General features: G+C 36.5%; 12 protein-coding genes, 1 tRNA gene and 1 rRNA gene. All 14 read left to right on the top strand.

What is annotated here, in order from left to right; all coding sequences use genetic code 11:
- Positions 1–120: 120 nt before the first annotated feature.
- A complete protein-coding gene (gene infC, locus K8P03_RS01200) occupies positions 121–678 on the top strand; it encodes a translation initiation factor IF-3 (protein WP_223417717.1) in 558 nt (185 codons plus the stop codon).
- A 1-nt stretch (position 679) separates the two neighbouring features.
- Positions 680–880, top strand: a complete 201-nt coding sequence (rpmI, locus tag K8P03_RS01195; RefSeq protein ID WP_037328888.1) for a 50S ribosomal protein L35 — start codon at positions 680–682, stop codon at positions 878–880.
- A 10-nt stretch (positions 881–890) separates the two neighbouring features.
- The gene (rplT, locus tag K8P03_RS01190) at positions 891–1,241 is read left to right on the top strand and encodes a 50S ribosomal protein L20 (protein ID WP_223417715.1); all 351 of its coding nucleotides are present in this window, start codon (positions 891–893) and stop codon (positions 1,239–1,241) included.
- Between the two features lie 53 nt (positions 1,242–1,294).
- A complete protein-coding gene (locus K8P03_RS01185) occupies positions 1,295–1,960 on the top strand; it encodes a TrmH family RNA methyltransferase (protein WP_223417712.1) in 666 nt (221 codons plus the stop codon).
- A gap of 227 nt (positions 1,961–2,187) precedes the next feature.
- Positions 2,188–3,210: a phenylalanine--tRNA ligase subunit alpha gene (gene pheS / locus K8P03_RS01180; protein WP_223417711.1), complete on the top strand. Its 1,023-nt coding sequence runs from the start codon at positions 2,188–2,190 to the stop codon at positions 3,208–3,210.
- A gap of 8 nt (positions 3,211–3,218) precedes the next feature.
- A complete protein-coding gene (gene pheT / locus K8P03_RS01175) occupies positions 3,219–5,606 on the top strand; it encodes a phenylalanine--tRNA ligase subunit beta (RefSeq protein ID WP_223417710.1) in 2,388 nt (795 codons plus the stop codon).
- A gap of 9 nt (positions 5,607–5,615) precedes the next feature.
- Complete coding sequence (gene zapA / locus K8P03_RS01170; RefSeq protein WP_223417709.1) at positions 5,616–6,113, top strand: cell division protein ZapA; 498 nt, start codon at positions 5,616–5,618, stop codon at positions 6,111–6,113.
- A complete protein-coding gene (locus K8P03_RS01165; protein ID WP_223417707.1) occupies positions 6,106–8,316 on the top strand; it encodes a peptidase U32 family protein in 2,211 nt (736 codons plus the stop codon). The genes zapA and K8P03_RS01165 overlap by 8 nt, the downstream gene beginning before the upstream one ends.
- Positions 8,316–10,661, top strand: coding sequence for an endonuclease MutS2 (locus K8P03_RS01160; RefSeq protein WP_223417705.1), 2,346 nt, complete (start codon positions 8,316–8,318; stop codon positions 10,659–10,661). The genes K8P03_RS01165 and K8P03_RS01160 overlap by 1 nt, the downstream gene beginning before the upstream one ends.
- A 9-nt stretch (positions 10,662–10,670) precedes the next feature.
- Positions 10,671–12,368, top strand: coding sequence for an arginine--tRNA ligase (argS, locus tag K8P03_RS01155; RefSeq protein ID WP_223417704.1), 1,698 nt, complete (start codon positions 10,671–10,673; stop codon positions 12,366–12,368).
- A complete protein-coding gene (locus tag K8P03_RS01150) occupies positions 12,369–13,070 on the top strand; it encodes a hypothetical protein (protein ID WP_223417703.1) in 702 nt (233 codons plus the stop codon).
- Positions 13,070–14,170 (top strand): tetratricopeptide repeat protein, encoded by a 1,101-nt coding sequence (locus tag K8P03_RS01145; protein ID WP_223417702.1) that lies wholly within the window; start codon positions 13,070–13,072, stop codon positions 14,168–14,170. The genes K8P03_RS01150 and K8P03_RS01145 overlap by 1 nt, the downstream gene beginning before the upstream one ends.
- A gap of 420 nt (positions 14,171–14,590) precedes the next feature.
- A 16S ribosomal RNA gene (locus K8P03_RS01140) occupies positions 14,591–16,118 on the top strand.
- 123 nt (positions 16,119–16,241) lie between these two features.
- Positions 16,242–16,317, top strand: a tRNA-Ala gene (locus K8P03_RS01135).
- The last annotated feature ends 57 nt before the right edge of the window (positions 16,318–16,374 follow it).

Raw genomic sequence — 16,374 nt, 5'->3', positions numbered from 1 at the left:
TTACTATTTTAGCTAGTATTATGATACATGTAAACAACAAAGAAGTACCCAAACTCACCTAACGGCACAAGTTTTTAGGTTAATAAGATTTATTTTTGATAGATTATTTGCGGGTACTTTGTGCCCGCTTTTTTTATACAATACATTGGAGGTATAACTATAAAAGATTTAAGAATCAATGATGAAATTAGAGCTAGTCAAGTAAGACTAATCGATGATCAAGGTAACCAAGTTGGTATCACTTCCCTAAAAGAAGCCCAAGATATGGCTGACGAAAAGGGTCTTGACCTTGTACTTATGAGTCCACAGGCAAAGCCACCTGTAACAAGGATTATGGACTATGGCAAGTTTAAATATGATCAAGAGAAAAAAGAAAAAGAGAATAAGAAAAAACAAAAGAATGCTCAACTTAAAGAGACAAGATTTTCTTTAAATATCGAAGACAATGACTTGCAAACTAAGGCAAATCAAACTAAAAAATTCTTAAACAACGGGGATAAAGTCAAAGTATCTATAAGATTCCGTGGTAGGGAACTTGGTAGAAAAGAACCTGGCTACGAATTAATGGATAAGTTCAACGGCATGCTAGATAACTGTGGCAAGATTGACAAAAAGCCTAAGATGGAAGGCAGATCTCTTGTTATGTTTCTAGAACCAAATGATGAAAAAGGAGAATAAGATGGCAAAAAATAAGATTAAAACTAAAAGAGCAGCTGCTAAGAGATTTAAAGTAACAGGCTCTGGCAAAATCATGAGAAGAAAAGCTTATAAGGGACACTTAACAGCTAAGAAATCACCAAACAGAAAAAGAAGACTAAGAAAACCTGCAGAAGTTTCACAAACTGTATATAAAAATGTTAAAAAGTTAATTGGTGCATAGGAGGATATAGATGGCAAGAATAAAAAGAGCAGTAAATGCAAAGAAAAGACATAAAAAAGTATTAAAACAAGCAAAGGGTTATTACGGTTCCAAAAGCCTTCTATTCAGGACAGCTAACCAAGCTGTAATGAAATCTCTATCATATGCTTACATTGGTAGAAAACACAGAAAAAGAGACTTCAGAAAACTTTGGATTGCTAGGATCAACGCTGCAGCAAGAATCAATGGCACAAGCTATTCAAAACTTATGGGCGGCCTAAAGAAAGCAAACATCGACATCAACAGAAAGATGCTAGCTGAACTTGCAGTAAACAACCCAGAAGAATTTGCTAAATTAGTAGAGAGAGCTAAAAACGCTTAATGCTAATAGAATCGGTATCTAATCAAAATTTTAAGTTTATAAATAAGCTTAAAATGAAAAAGTATCGAGACAAAGAAAATTCATTTATTATAGAATCTAGGAAATTAGTAGATGAGGCCGTAGCTTCATCTGCTATGATAGATTTTATTTTTTTAAAAGAAGGTGTTTCTTATAAGACTGAGTATAGAACTTTAGTCTTTAGTGAAGCCCTTTTTAATAAATTATCATCAATGACAAACCCTGATGGAATAGGGGCTGTCATAAAAAAGAAAGATCCAAGGGAAATTTCTTCGCCTAAGATTTTGCTCTTAGATGGGATAAATGATCCGGGTAATCTTGGCACAATGATCCGTTCTGCTGAAGCTTTTGGTTTTAGAGATGTGATTTTAATGCCAGGAACAGTTGATTTCTACAATGAAAAAACACTAAGGGCATCAATGGGATCTGTCTTTAGACTAAATATCTTAGAAAAAACTCACGATGATATAAACAAACTAAAACCTAGCTACAAGGTCCTATCAGCAGATATGGACGGGCTAGATATAAGAGATTTTAAGAAAGATTCTAAAATCATCCTTGCTATAGGAAATGAGGCCAATGGCCTAAGTCAAAAATTAAGAGAAATCACTGATGACTTTATCAAAATACCTATGGAAGGAGAAATCGAATCTCTAAATGCAGCCATTGCTGCAAGCATAATTATGAATAGACTTATGTGATGATTCGGAAAGACTTTAATTATTCTTATACAGCAAGAAAGGGATGTTGAGAGCCTTTTAAGTCACGATTAGGGTTATTCACCGATGAACTTTGAGATGAATTGAGTAATCGATACGTAAACTTTTCGTTAAAGTAATGAGCGGATTTATTTATAAATCAATTAAGGTGGTACCGCAGAGCTATATCTGTCCTTTGTAGAGGACGGATTTTTTTATTTGGAGGAAAAATGGAAGAAAATTTAAAGCAAGTCTTAGAAACAGCCAAGACTGAAATAGAAAAAGCAGAGACCTTAGAGGCCCTAGAAGAACTCAGGATAAAATTTTTAGGTAAGAAAGGAACTATTACTGACCTTAAAAAGTCAATAGCAAAATTACCTAATGAAGAAAAACCAAGTGCGGGTAAGTTAATAAACCAAACTAGCAAGGAAATTGAAAACCTTCTTGCAGATAAAAATGAAATAATCAAAAGAGACTTATTAAAAGAAAAGATCAAAGCTGAAAAAATAGACGTAACAGCTCATTTTGACAAGTATGAATCAGGCCATCTCGCAGTTATAAACCAAACGATGGAAGAACTTGAAACAATTTTCCAAAATATGGGTTTTGATGTTGTGGCGGGCCCTGAAGTTGACACAGTTAAATATGTTTTTGACGACCTAAACAGTCCCAAAAACCATCCAGCTAGGTCTACATCAGATACTTTTTATATAAATGACGAGGTTTTATTAAGACCTCACACTTCTTCTATGCAAATTAGGGTAATGAATGAAGGCAAACTTCCAATCAAGATGGTTTCTGCCGGTAGGGTTTTTAGGAATGATGAAGTTGACGCAACCCACTCACCAATGTTCCACCAGCTAGAATGTCTTGTAGTTGATGAAAACGTCTCAATGGCAAATCTTAAGGCAACTCTTGAGACATTTATCAAGGAAATGTTTGGCGATAAGATGAGTCTTAGATATAGGCCACACCACTTCCCATTCACTGAGCCATCTCTAGAAGTCGACGTGACTTGTCCAGTTTGTATGGGCGAGGGCTGTCCAGCATGTGGTAATACTGGTTGGTCAATGGAATTATTAGGTGGCGGCATGGTTCATCCAAATGTCCTTGAAGCTTGTGGAATTGATAGCGAAAAATACACTGGTTTCGCCTTTGGTCTTGGAGTTGACAGGATTGCTATGGTAAAATACGGCCTTGATGACATCAGACTACTTTACGATAACGACAAGAGATTTATAGAACAGTTTTAGGAGGAAAAATGTTAGTACCTTTAATATGGCAAAAAGATTATATAAAAATAGATAAAGATTTAAAAACAATCACAGACAGACTTTCTGAAACTGGATCACACGTAGAAGAAGTTACAATCCATACATCTGACCTTGAAGGCATTGTTGTAGGCCATGTCCTAGAACAAAAAGATCATCCAGATGCAGACAGATTAAAAGTTTTAACAATTGATGTTGGAAAAAATGAGCCAATTACAATTATAACAAATGCTAAAAATACAAAAAAAGGAGACTTCCTACCAGTAATCACATCTGGCACAAAGATGGATAATGGAACTCTTATCGAAGACCATGACTTTTTTGGCATTGTAAGCCAAGGCATGCTTACAGCTTATAGCGAGCTTGGCTATGATGATTCTGTAATTCCAAAAGAATTAAGAGAAGGAGTAATTGTTTTAGCTGGAGAATTTAGACCAGGAACACCAGCTTCAGAAGTTCTCTTTTCAAACACTCCAGTCATAGAATATGAAATCACTCCAAACAGGTCAGATTGCTTATCTATAATAGGTATGGCAAGAGAAACTGCGGCAAGTTTTGGAGAGAAAATCACTTATCCTTCATTAGAATATTCAACAAATGGAGAAGATATAAATGACTACGCAAATGGGGTAGAAGTTGAAAGCCATTCATGTTTGAGATTTACCGCAAGAGTTGTAAAAGATGTCAAGATTGAAAAATCTCCTCAATGGCTACAAAATTACTTGATGCTTGCAGGTGTGAGACCAATTAATAATATCGTTGATATTACAAACTTTGTTATGCTTGAAACTGGCCAACCTCTCCATGCCTATGACCTTGATAGGCTAGCTGGCAAAAAAATTATAGTAAGAGATGCTAAAGAGGGTGAAGTTATTAAAACCCTTGATGGCGAAGAAAGAAAACTTGATCCAACTATGCTTGTTATAGCTGATGATAAGGAAGCTATTGGTCTTGCAGGAGTAATGGGAGGTTTTGATTCTGAAATTACAAATGATACTAAAAATATCCTCCTAGAGGCGGCAAGTTTTGACGCTGATAATATCAGAGATACATCCAAGAAACTCAATCTTAGAAGTGAGGCAAGTTCTCGTTTTGAAAAGGGAGTAGCGGTTGAAACTGCTGAGATAGCTTCTAAAAGAGTCATGAAATTAATCGAAGAACTTGGCATAGGTACAATTATCGGCGGGTCTTTTGACGCAGGCATCAAAGAAAATGACGATAAGGAAGTTAAACTTAGAATAACTAGGTTAAATTCCCTAACTGGTGTTAAATTTACCAAAGAAGAGGCAATCAAAAACTTAGAATTATTAGAATTTGAAGTTAAAGATATAGACGAAGACACTATTTTAGCAAAAGCTCCTTACTTTAGAAATGACATTTCTATCGAAGCTGACCTTATAGAAGAAGTTGTAAGACTTTACGGTATGGGTAAGATTGAATCAAAACCACTTGTATCTTCTCTTAAAAAAGGCGAGAGATCAGAAATGAGACTTCTAAGGGATGATTTAAAACACAAACTTGTGGGCCAAAAATTCTCAGAACTTGCAACCTATTCTTTCATTTCACCAAGAGAATATGACAGGTTAGGCATTGCCAAAGATTCAAAACTTAGGGACTATATCAGCTTAATAAACCCACTTGGCGAAGATTTCTCAGTTATGAGGACAACTCAAATAGCCAATATGCTTGATGTTATCGCAAAAAATATCAAGTATGGCCAAAAAGATATGAGATTTTTCGAACTTGACAGGACTTTTGAAAAGACAAATGATCAGCTTCCAAAAGAAAATCTCACCCTAACCATGGGTCTTTATGGAGACTATTCTTTCTATGATATGAAAGATTTCTTTACAGAAGCTATGAGAAATATAGGTTTTACTGGTTTTTCATACAAGGCAAACGAAAATCTTTATGCCTTCCACGCTGGTAGGTGCGCTGATATCTACTTTGACGGCGAAAAAATCGGCGTGATTGGCGAGATTTCCTATGAAGTGCGTGAAGAGTATAATATAAACAAGGGTGCAATCATCTTAGAAATCAACTTAAGCCAGATTGCCCAATCTAGAATTACTGATAAAAAATATAAGCAAATTCCAAAATTCCCAGCTATAGAACGTGACTATTCCTTTGTTGCTGACAGGGATGTGGAATCAGAATTGATTGAAAATATCATGAAAGAAAAAGCCGGTGACCTTCTTTACAAGATAGAATTATTTGATATTTACACAGGCAAGGGAATTGCCGATGATCAAAAATCAATTTCTTATAGGGTTTGGTATAGAAAAGCCGACAGGACCCTAAAGGAAGAAGATATCAAGGGTGTGGAAGAAAGTATCCTTGAAGAATTAAAGGCGAAAAACATAGTATTACGTGGATAGGAGAAAAAAGTGAGCGAACTTAGACTTGAAGTTAAAATTGACGGTGTAAAATATCCTCTTGTAACCAAAGAATCAAAAGAGAGTATAGAAAAAATAGCAGCTTATGTTGACGGCAAGATTAAAGATGTAAAATCTGATAAGCTCACTTTTGATAGGCAGCTTATTTTGGCTAGTCTTAATATAGCTGATGAATATTTTAAGGATAAGGAATCCTTTAGGCAATATTACGAGGAAAATAAAGAGGCTATAGAAAATTTTCCAGCCTTAAAAGATGAACTAGAAACCTTTAAAAACGAATACGGAACCTACAAGACCGATCTTGAGGAGAAAAAAGAAGAACTAAAAGATTTAAAAATCCTCCTCCAAGAAAAGGACGCAGAGATAATAAACCTAACCAAGGCAGAAAATGATGCTGACAAATTAAGGGAAAAAATCAAGGCCCTCCAAAAACAAGCCATGGACCTTACCAAGGAAAATGAAATTTTGAAGGGAAAAATTGATGATTAATACTGAAATCCTTGCACCTGTTGGCAATATGGATATGCTTTATGCAGGAATCGCAGCAGGGGCAGATGCTTTCTATCTGGCCCTTGACGATTTCGGCGCTAGAGCCTATGCGGAAAATTTCACCATAGATAATATTGAAGAAGTCATAGACTATATCCATTATTTCGATAGGAAAGTTTTCATAACCATGAACACCCTTATCAAAGATTCTGAAATTGATAAGGCTATTTCCTATATAGAAAAACTCTATCAATATGGAGTTGATGGGATTTTGATCCAGGATATTGGTTTTTATTCGATTATCAAGGACCAAATGCCAGGTCTTGATTTTCACGCTTCAACTCAAATGGCAGTAAGAGACTATCACGGAGCCAAGGCTCTAATGGATTTGGGTTTTAAAAGAATTGTAATTGCCCGTGAGACACCAATAGAAGAAATCAGAAAAATAGCCAAACTTCCTTGTGAAAAGGAAGTTTTTGTCCATGGGTCACTTTGCGTTTCCTATTCGGGCGAATGCCTTATGAGTTCCTACTTTGGACAGAGGTCTGCCAACAGGGGCAGGTGCGCTGGACCTTGCAGGCAAAAATATCAACTTATAAATAATGGAAAAGTTTACGGCGATGATTATTACCTAAATATGAAAGACCTAAATGTCATTGACAATCTCGACTCCTTGTTGGAGCTCGGTATTGATTGCCTTAAAATCGAAGGCAGGATGAAGAGTCCTGAATATGTCTATAACTCAGTCCTAGCCTATAAGAAAAAGGTAAATGGCAAGTATTATGATAGCGAAAAACTAAGAGATATTTCAAACAGGGGTTATACAAAAGGTTTCATTTTCGACCAAAGACGTGACTATATCCTTAAAGAAGGGGATATTAAGCACAGGTCTGTAGGAATTGTTGACTTAATAAAAAACAAAAAAGCTTTTATTGCTAATTCAGACCTTCACAAGGGAGATAATCTCCAAGTTACAACAGATAGGGATAAGAAATTACCTCTGACTTTGACAGAAGATTACAAGAAAGGTCAGGTAATTTTCCTTGATAAGTACAAGGATGCCAAGTTAAATTCTGATATTTTAATGCTAAATGCAGAAAATATCAAAGATGATCTGGAAGAGGGACTTAAGTCGTATCAAAATTTGCCGGTTAGCCTTTATTTTGAAGGAAAACTTGGCCAAAAACCTCGACTTAAAATATCTTATAGAGATTTGGAAGTTGTTGCCTTCGGCGAAAATCAAATTGAGTCTGCTCAAAATATTTCTCTGGATGAAGCAAGCATCAGAGATAATCTTGATAGGTTCAAGGATGAAATCTTTAAAGCTCTTGATATTGAAATCAAAATAGATCAAGGAATTTTCCTAAGAAAAAAAGACATAAATCAATTAAGGCGAGATGCGATTGAACTTTTAAAAGAAAAAATTGCAGGAAAATACAAAAGACAAGCGATAAAAATAGTAAAACCAAAACTTGAAGACCCAAGCACGAAAAATCCTGAAAAAAATATTGAACTTATGACAAAGGATATAAATCCAAGTCTTCTTAAAGAATTTGATAAGGTCTACATAAAATCATACGACCCAAAATATAAGGATTTTTCTTTGTATTTAAATCTTGACAGTCATATGGACTATGAAATTGATGACTTGATTTCATATATAATGGCTAATTCCATCGAGGGTGTGATTTTTAATAATTACAGGGATTTGGATTTTATTGAGGATTTCAAAGAAGCGGGCATAAAAATAAGGATTGGCAGGTATTTAAACGTTATAAATTCCTATGCCTTTGATTTTTATTCGGATTTTGCAGAAAAAATCGAGTCTTCAGTTGAAAATACCCTTACAAATATAAATAAAAATGCCCAAAGATACCAAGTGGAAGCCTTATCTTTTGGCAGAATTGAACTAATGAATATGGTACATTGCCCATTTTCAACCATAAAAAAATGTGGTCTAAGGGGCTGTGAGACTTGCAAATTTAGGGATAGCGAATTTGTATCTATTAATGGAGATAGGATGAAACTTGTAAGAAGGGATTTGCTCACAAAAATATATCCATTTAATCCTGCGGGATTTGATGAGAACTTATTTGATGGCGGTCTTTCAAGATTAATTTCAGTTTTTTCTGATGAGGACTTAAGGGTCTATCAAAATAAATCTTATAAAGACAAGCTAAATTACGAAAGAGGAGTTATTTAATGCAGGCAAAAAGCCTAGAAGTTTTAGAATACGAAAAAATATTAGAAAAGCTTTCGGCAATGGCACGCTCAGGCCTGGTCAAAAAACAAATCTTAGATTTAAGACCATCCACAGATATGGATTATCTAGAAGATGAGCTTGAAAAAACTGGTGCCATGGCAAAGGTAATTGCCAGAAATGGGAATATTGACATTTTTGGCCTTTATGATTTTACAGAAATAGTTGGCTATATCAAGAGAAATGGGATTCTCGACCCAGTTGACCTTTTGAAAATTTTAAGCCTTTTGAGAGTTTCAGAATATTTAAAAGAATATAGCAAAAATATCGAAGACCCTTATATTTCAGACCTTTTTGATAGGGTTTCAACCAATGAATTTCTCAAGGATGAAATAGACAGATCGATTTTAAATGAGGAAGAAATTGCAGACAATGCTTCAAGAGAGCTTTTGTCAATAAGAAGGAGCCTAAGACGCAAGGAAGAGGAAATTAAAAATAAACTAAATTCCTATGTAACTTCTTCAAAATACGAGGATGCCCTCCAAGACAAGGTTGTTTCTGTAAGAGACGGCAGGTATGTTGTTCCGATAAAAACCAACAAGCGTTCAGTAATTAACGGCATTGTCCACGACAAGTCGGCTTCAGGCAATACCCTATTTATCGAACCATCAGCCATAGTTGAGCTTAACAATCAATACAAGGATTTAGAATTAAAAGAAGAAGCGGAAATTAGAAGAATTCTTGATAGGCTATCAAGGTTTGCTGAAAAATTCGATGTAGAGATTTTGGAAAACCAAAAAATAATCTCAAGGATAGATTTTCTCCAAGCCAAGGCAAAATTTGGCCTTGAAAACGACTATTCTTTGCCAAAGCTCAATGATCAAAAAATTATAAATATTAAGGGCGCAATCCATCCACTTCTACCAGGCAAGGTTGTGCCGATAGATGTTGCCATTGGTGGAGATTATACTACCTTAATTATCACAGGACCAAACACAGGGGGTAAGACAGTTTCCCTAAAAACTGTTGGTTTAATTACTTTGATGGCCCAAACAGCCCTTTTTATTCCGGCAGAAGAGGGATCTACAGTAAATGTTTTTGATGATGTATTTTTAGATATAGGTGATAAGCAGTCAATTGAAATGAGTCTTTCAACATTTTCTGCATCCCTAACCAATATTGTAGACATATTAGAAAAAGTGACAGACAATTCCTTGGTTTTACTTGATGAAATTGGATCTGGAACTGACCCAATCGAGGGAGCGGCCCTTGCGATTTCAATTCTTTCCCATCTAACAGAAAAAGAAGTTATGACCTTTGCCACAACCCATTATAGCGAACTCAAATATTACGCCATGGAAAATGACAAGGTGATGAATGCTTCAGTTGAATTTAACGTCAACACCCTTTCTCCAACCTACAAGCTAGAGATAGGAACACCTGGAAAGTCAAATGCCTTTGAAATTTCAAAAAGACTTGGACTTTCAGATGAAATATTAAGTAAAGCAAAAAGCCTGATTGGTGAGGATACAAAAAACTTCAATAAAATCTTAGAGCAAATTGAAGACGATAAGTACCAGATGGAAGCGAAAAATAAGGAAATTGAAGCCTATAGGCGAGAAATCCAGTCCATCAAAGATAAACTTAGAAATAAGTCTAAAGAAATAGACGAAATCAAAGAAGAAATCATCAAGCAGGCTGAAGAAAAGGCTAATCAAATCCTTGATAAGGCCAACAAGGAAAGTCAAGCCATGCTCAAAGAGGCCAAAAGGTCTAAAAATGCAAACACTAGCGACATTGATAGGTCCCTAAACAAAATTAGGAACAAATACAAGGATTCCTATATAGAAAGGGAAGAAGACAAGTTCGGCCAAAAAAGATCAAAGGATGCTCCAGAAGAGTTAAAAATCGGAGATATGGTTATAATATCAGGCTTAAATGAAAAGGCAGAAGTTATTGAGGCACCAGATGCTAAGGGTAATATCAAAGTTCAGATGGGAATCCTTAAGATGGACTCAAATATCAAGAACGTCAAGAAGATTGAAGGCGAAAACCAAACTGAGAAAAACATCAAGAAGGTGTATAGTGTTAAAAAGGCTATGAATATTTCTGCAAGCTTAGACTTAAGAGGGCAAAGATATGACGAAGCCATGAGAAACCTTGATAAATACCTTGATGATGCCATGCTTGCTGGGCTTGACCAGGCGAAAATCATCCATGGAAAGGGTACAGGAGCCCTCATTAAGGGTGTAAGTGAAAATTTAAAAACAGATAAGAGAATAAAATCTTATAGGTTTGGAGATGACGAAGAAGGCGGTTACGGCGTTACAATTGTCAAATTTGCCTAAGGAGGAAAAATGAAAGATTACAAAGAAATTATTGCTGAAAAATTAGAAGGCAAAGAATTAGGCCTATCTAAAGATGAGATTTACCAATTAATAGAAATTCCACCTCAAGAAGACATGGGAGATTATTCCTTCCCTTGTTTCCAACTTGCAAAAACTTTAAGGAAAAATCCAGCCCAAATAGCGACAGAACTTGTTGGTGCCTTAGATTTTGAAGATTTTGCTGAGGTTAAAAACGTTGGCCCTTATATAAACTTTTTCTTAGATAGGAAAAAATTCGAAAACCAAGTTATAAACACAATCATAGAGAAAAAAGAAAACTTCGGAAAATCTGACATGGGTAAGGGAAAGACTGCAATTGTAGAATTTTCTTCAGTAAATATTGCAAAGCCATTCCACATTGGCCACATCAGGTCAACTGTAATCGGCGATGCTCTTAGAAATATCCACGAATTTTTGGGTTATAATACCATAGCAACCAACTATATAGGTGATTACGGCACCCAATTTGGAACCATGATTGCAGCCTATAAGCTTTGGGGAGATGACGATAAATTAAATGCCAACCCAATTCAAGAACTTTTAAACCTCTACGTTAGGTATAATACAGAGGCTAGCGAAAACGAAGAAATGATGGAAGTAGCCCGTCAAGAATTTAAAAACCTCGAAGAAGGCGAAGAAGAAGCTACTAGACTTTGGTCTTGGTTTAAGGAAATTTCCTTCAATGAATTTGATAGGGTTTATAAACTCCTTGATATAGAATTTGATAACTACAAGGGCGAGGCTTGTTATTCAGAATATATGCCAGCGATTTTAGAAGAACTAAAGGAGAAAAACCTCCTTGTAGAATCTGATGGGGCACAAATTATAGATCTTTCAGAGTTTGATCTTCCACCATCAATAATAATCAAGTCAAATGGCTCATCTGCTTATATAACAAGAGATATTGCAACAGCCATCAACAGAAAAAAAGAATACAACTTTGATGAAAACCTCTACGTTGTAGCCACTCAACAAAACTTACACTTCCAACAACTTTGGAGAATCCTTGAACTAATGGGATATGACCTTTATAAGGGATGCAAACACATCTCCTTTGGTATGGTAAGTCTAAAAGACCAAACCCTATCAACAAGAAAGGGCCAAGTTGTATTCTTAGAGGATGTACTAAATAAAGCTATAGATAAGACACGTGAAATCATGGAAAATCGTGATGATGCGGTTGAAAATATCGATGAAGTTTCAAGAATAGTAGGTATTGGAGCTGTTAAATTCCAAGAATTATACAACAACAGGATTAAGGACTATGTTTTCGACTGGGATGAGGTATTAAACTTTGATGGTGAAACAGGACCTTACGTTCAATACACCTATGCAAGGGCAAAATCCGTCCTAAGAAAGGCTGGTATTGACGAAATCAAATCACTTGATATTGAAAAAATCACAAGCGATGAAGAGTTTACCTTAGTTAAAAAACTAGCTGGCTTTGAAGATGTGGTTGTAAAAGCGAAGGAAAAATACGAACCATCACTTATCACAAGACACTTAACAGACATAGCTAAGAGCTTTAATAAATTCTACAACTCATCAAAAATCATGGTAGAAGACGAAAAATTAAAGGAAGAAAGACTAGCCCTAGCCTATGTAACAGCAATAGTAATCAAAACAGCCCTAGGCCTACTTGGAATTAGAACTGTGGAGAAGATGTAAATGAATAAAATTAAAGACTTTTTAGTAGTATCTAAAATAGCTTTTAAGGAAACTATAAAAAAGATTAACAAGTCTTATATGGTCTTCATTTTTATCTTAATAAATACAATTTTTGAAAATAACCAATTTAATTTTGGTGTCGTAGGCGGGACTATAGGCGGAATTGTAAACTACTTCATAGGAGTAATCATATCCTGCTTTGTAGTCCAAAGCCTTGTATCAGTTGTAAAATTCGGAAATACTGGTAAGTCTTCTTTAGAAAATGCTGTGGGAAATTTCTTTGGCCCTATGATAGAAACAATGTTTTGGGTCTATTTATTAGAAATGTTTGTAAACCTCCTTATGGTGAACTTCCCGGCAAGGGCGAGGATTGTGGTAACAATCATTATCCAAATCCTCTTATCATCAATATATGAGCAAATTTACCTAAATGGTAGAAGTGGGGTAAATGCAATAGTTGAATCAGTAAATTTTGTAAAAAACAACATTCTCCACTACGGCCTTTACAGCCTAATATTTATTGGCATTGAATTTTGCCTAAGCATGAGATTTTCTATCGGCCAACCAATGGGGATAGATAAAATTATTGCCTGCCTCATAATTGGTGCAATCCACACAGGCTTCATGATCTTTAGGGGAATCTTGTTCAAACACTTAAATGAACACTCCTACAGACAAAGAAAGTTCATGGGGTGGTGCTAATGGGTATTTTAGACGGATACTTTATAAAATATACAGATAGGCTTGCCTATATAGAATTAAAAGAAGAAAGTCCAAACGAGGACCTCAAAGGGATATCCCTTCCTATATATATGGAAGATATGAAAGAAGGAATCCAGTCTGGAGATTTTGCAAGCGAGATAAATCTAGAAATAATTCTAGAAGCCATGCTATTAAATATAGCCATTGATCCTAATTTTGTATATAGGAAAGACTACGAAAAGATTCTAAAGAAATATCTCAAAAACCTTGGCGATTATACAGCCAATAAGTCAGTAAACTACGAAGAAACTGACAGAACCAAGGCACTTTTAATGGCAAGGGCAGGATATATTTTAGAGGCGGAAAATAAATACAATGCCTATTTATATGCCAGACTCCTTTGGCCAATCGCCTATGAAGATGACGGAGAGTACCAAAATGCCTTTGTAAAAGAAGCTTTAAGAATTCTTCAAGAAATCCTAAAACATGATGAAAACTTCAAGCTTTCATATTATGAACTGGGAAATATCTACGCTAATCTCGGAGAGTACATCAAGGCTAGGTCATATTATAATAATGCCTTAAGGCTAACAGATGACGAAATGGCCAAAAATGACATCAGAAATAAGCTAATGACTATTGATGATAATGCAGAAATAGAACAAGCCCTCTATTATATAGGAAAAAGCAATTATGACCAGGCAGTAAGAACCCTAACAAAACTCCTATCAAAAACAAAAAGGGCAGATGCATATTATTATCTAGGAGTAGCCTATCAAAACCTTGGCCAATATGAAAATTCAATAATGGCCTTTGAAAACTCCCTAGACCTAAATGCAGACTTCAGGGAGCTATACAACGACTATGCCATAAGCTTGTATTTAAATAAAAAAGAAATAGAAGCCTTAGGAATCATAGGACAAGGACTTAAAAAATATCCACAAGACCCAAGGATGACCTACAACAAGATACAAATAAATCTTGTTTTGGGAAATAAGGAAAAGGCCAAAGAAGATATAGAAGAACTCCTAACTTATGATGACCTAACAGAAGAGATAAAAGAAAACCTTCAAATCATAAAAACACACTACAAATTATAAAAAGCCCAGAAAATGGGCTTTTTTAATTTATAATGAAATTTTTTAAAAAAATATTTGACAAAGAACTTTTTGGATGTTATAGTATTAAATGTCGGCAAGAGAGAAACTTGTTCAAAGTGAAAAAAATCATAAAAAAATGATAAAAATCCTTGACAAGATAAAAAACGTGTGGTACTATATTAGAGTCAGCACACGAAAAGTGCCAGACACTGAACCAGAAATGCAAAAGCATTTCAAACAAATAAATATCAATGATTTTTGATGATCTTAATTGATCAAAAAATCGTAAATGAAACAACTATTAACCTAGTTAATTTCTTTACAAAAATGATTCTTGAAAAAGAATTTTAAATCACGCATTTGATATATAAGTCAGATGTAAATGACAGAGTCAGAATAAAATGACTTTCATTACAAATTTTTAATGAGAGTTTGATCCTGGCTCAGGATTAACGCTGGCGGCGTGCATAACACATGCAAGTCGAACGATGAAACTTAAATGATCTCTTCGGAGTGAATTTAAGTGGATTAGTGGCGGACGGGTGAGTAACGCGTGAGTAACCTGCCTTAGAGAAGGGGATAGCCTTTGGAAACGAAGAATAATACCCTATGAAACCATAACCTCGCATGAGGCCTTGGTCAAAGATTTATCGCTCTAAGATGGACTTGCGTCTGATTAGTTAGTTGGTGGGGTAACGGCCCACCAAGACAGCGATCAGTAGCCGGCTTGAGAGAGTGTACGGCCACATTGGGACTGAGACACGGCCCAGACTCCTACGGGAGGCAGCAGTGGGGAATTTTGCACAATGGGGGAAACCCTGATGCAGCGACGCCGCGTGATTTAGAAGGCCTTCGGGTTGTAAAAATCTTTTCTATGGGAAGAAAATGACAGTACCATAGGAATAAGGGCCGGCTAATTACGTGCCAGCAGCCGCGGTAATACGTAAGGTCCGAGCGTTGTCCGGAATCATTGGGCGTAAAGGGTACGTAGGCGGGTAAGCAAGTTAGAAGTGAAATCCTATAGCTCAACTATAGTAAGCTTTTAAAACTGCTCATCTTGAGGTATGGAAGGGAAAGTGGAATTCCTAGTGTAGCGGTGAAATGCGCAGATATTAGGAGGAATACCGGTGGCGAAGGCGACTTTCTGGCCATAACCTGACGCTGAGGTACGAAAGCGTGGGTAGCAAACAGGATTAGATACCCTGGTAGTCCACGCCGTAAACGATGAGTGTTAGGTGTCTGGAGTAAATCTGGGTGCCGCAGCTAACGCATTAAACACTCCGCCTGGGGAGTACGCGCGCAAGCGTGAAACTCAAAGGAATTGACGGGGACCCGCACAAGCAGCGGAGCATGTGGTTTAATTCGACGCAACGCGAAGAACCTTACCAAGTCTTGACATATTACGGCGGGATCTAGAGATAGATTCCTACTTCTTCGGAAGACTGTAATACAGGTGGTGCATGGTTGTCGTCAGCTCGTGTCGTGAGATGTTGGGTTAAGTCCCATAACGAGCGCAACCCCTATTGTTAGTTACCATCATTAAGTTGGGGACTCTAACGATACTGCCGGTGACAAACCGGAGGAAGGTGGGGACGACGTCAAATCATCATGCCCTTTATGACTTGGGCTACACACGTGCTACAATGGCAGGTACACAGAGCAGCTAAACAGTGATGTCTTGCGAATCTCAAAAAGCCTGTCCCAGTTCGGATTGTACTCTGCAACTCGAGTACATGAAGTTGGAGTTGCTAGTAATCGTGAATCAGAATGTCGCGGTGAATGCGTTCCCGGGTCTTGTACACACCGCCCGTCACACCATGGAAGTTGGCAATACCCGAAGCCTGTGAGCGAACCCTTGTGGGCGCAGCAGTCGAAGGTAGGGTCAGTAACTGGGGTGAAGTCGTAACAAGGTAGCCGTATCGGAAGGTGCGGCTGGATCACCTCCTTTCTAAGGACGAGAGAGCGACACGTTGCTCTCTCACCGAACAGAAAAGAAAAAAAGTCAAAAATCATTGATATTTTAATTTGGTTCTAAAAAAGAACGAATTATTAAAACAACAATATAAAACATGGGGATATAGCTCAGCTGGGAGAGCACCTGCCTTGCACGCAGGGGGTCAAGAGTTCGAATCTCTTTATCTCCACCAAGCATTTTTAAAACAAGTTTTAAAAATGCAATGAACCAATAAAAACTAAATAGCAAA

Source organism: Anaerococcus murdochii, from assembly GCF_019957155.1.
Classification (GTDB): Bacteria; Bacillota; Clostridia; order Tissierellales; family Peptoniphilaceae; genus Anaerococcus; species Anaerococcus murdochii.
The sequence above is the reverse complement of the archived record's forward strand: the minus strand, read 5'-3'. Positions and strand labels throughout refer to the sequence as shown.

What these genes read in the sequence shown, in the direction of transcription:
- rpmI (WP_037328888.1), top strand. Translation starts at nt 680, where the DNA reads ATGGCAAAAAATAAGATTAAAACTAAAAGAGCAGCTGCTAAGAGATTT.
- rplT (WP_223417715.1), top strand. Translation starts at nt 891, where the DNA reads ATGGCAAGAATAAAAAGAGCAGTAAATGCAAAGAAAAGACATAAAAAA.
- K8P03_RS01185 (WP_223417712.1), top strand. Translation starts at nt 1,295, where the DNA reads ATGAAAAAGTATCGAGACAAAGAAAATTCATTTATTATAGAATCTAGG.
- pheS (WP_223417711.1), top strand. Translation starts at nt 2,188, where the DNA reads ATGGAAGAAAATTTAAAGCAAGTCTTAGAAACAGCCAAGACTGAAATA.
- pheT (WP_223417710.1), top strand. Translation starts at nt 3,219, where the DNA reads ATGTTAGTACCTTTAATATGGCAAAAAGATTATATAAAAATAGATAAA.
- K8P03_RS01165 (WP_223417707.1), top strand. Translation starts at nt 6,106, where the DNA reads ATGATTAATACTGAAATCCTTGCACCTGTTGGCAATATGGATATGCTT.
- K8P03_RS01160 (WP_223417705.1), top strand. Translation starts at nt 8,316, where the DNA reads ATGCAGGCAAAAAGCCTAGAAGTTTTAGAATACGAAAAAATATTAGAA.
- argS (WP_223417704.1), top strand. Translation starts at nt 10,671, where the DNA reads ATGAAAGATTACAAAGAAATTATTGCTGAAAAATTAGAAGGCAAAGAA.
- K8P03_RS01150 (WP_223417703.1), top strand. Translation starts at nt 12,369, where the DNA reads ATGAATAAAATTAAAGACTTTTTAGTAGTATCTAAAATAGCTTTTAAG.
- K8P03_RS01145 (WP_223417702.1), top strand. Translation starts at nt 13,070, where the DNA reads ATGGGTATTTTAGACGGATACTTTATAAAATATACAGATAGGCTTGCC.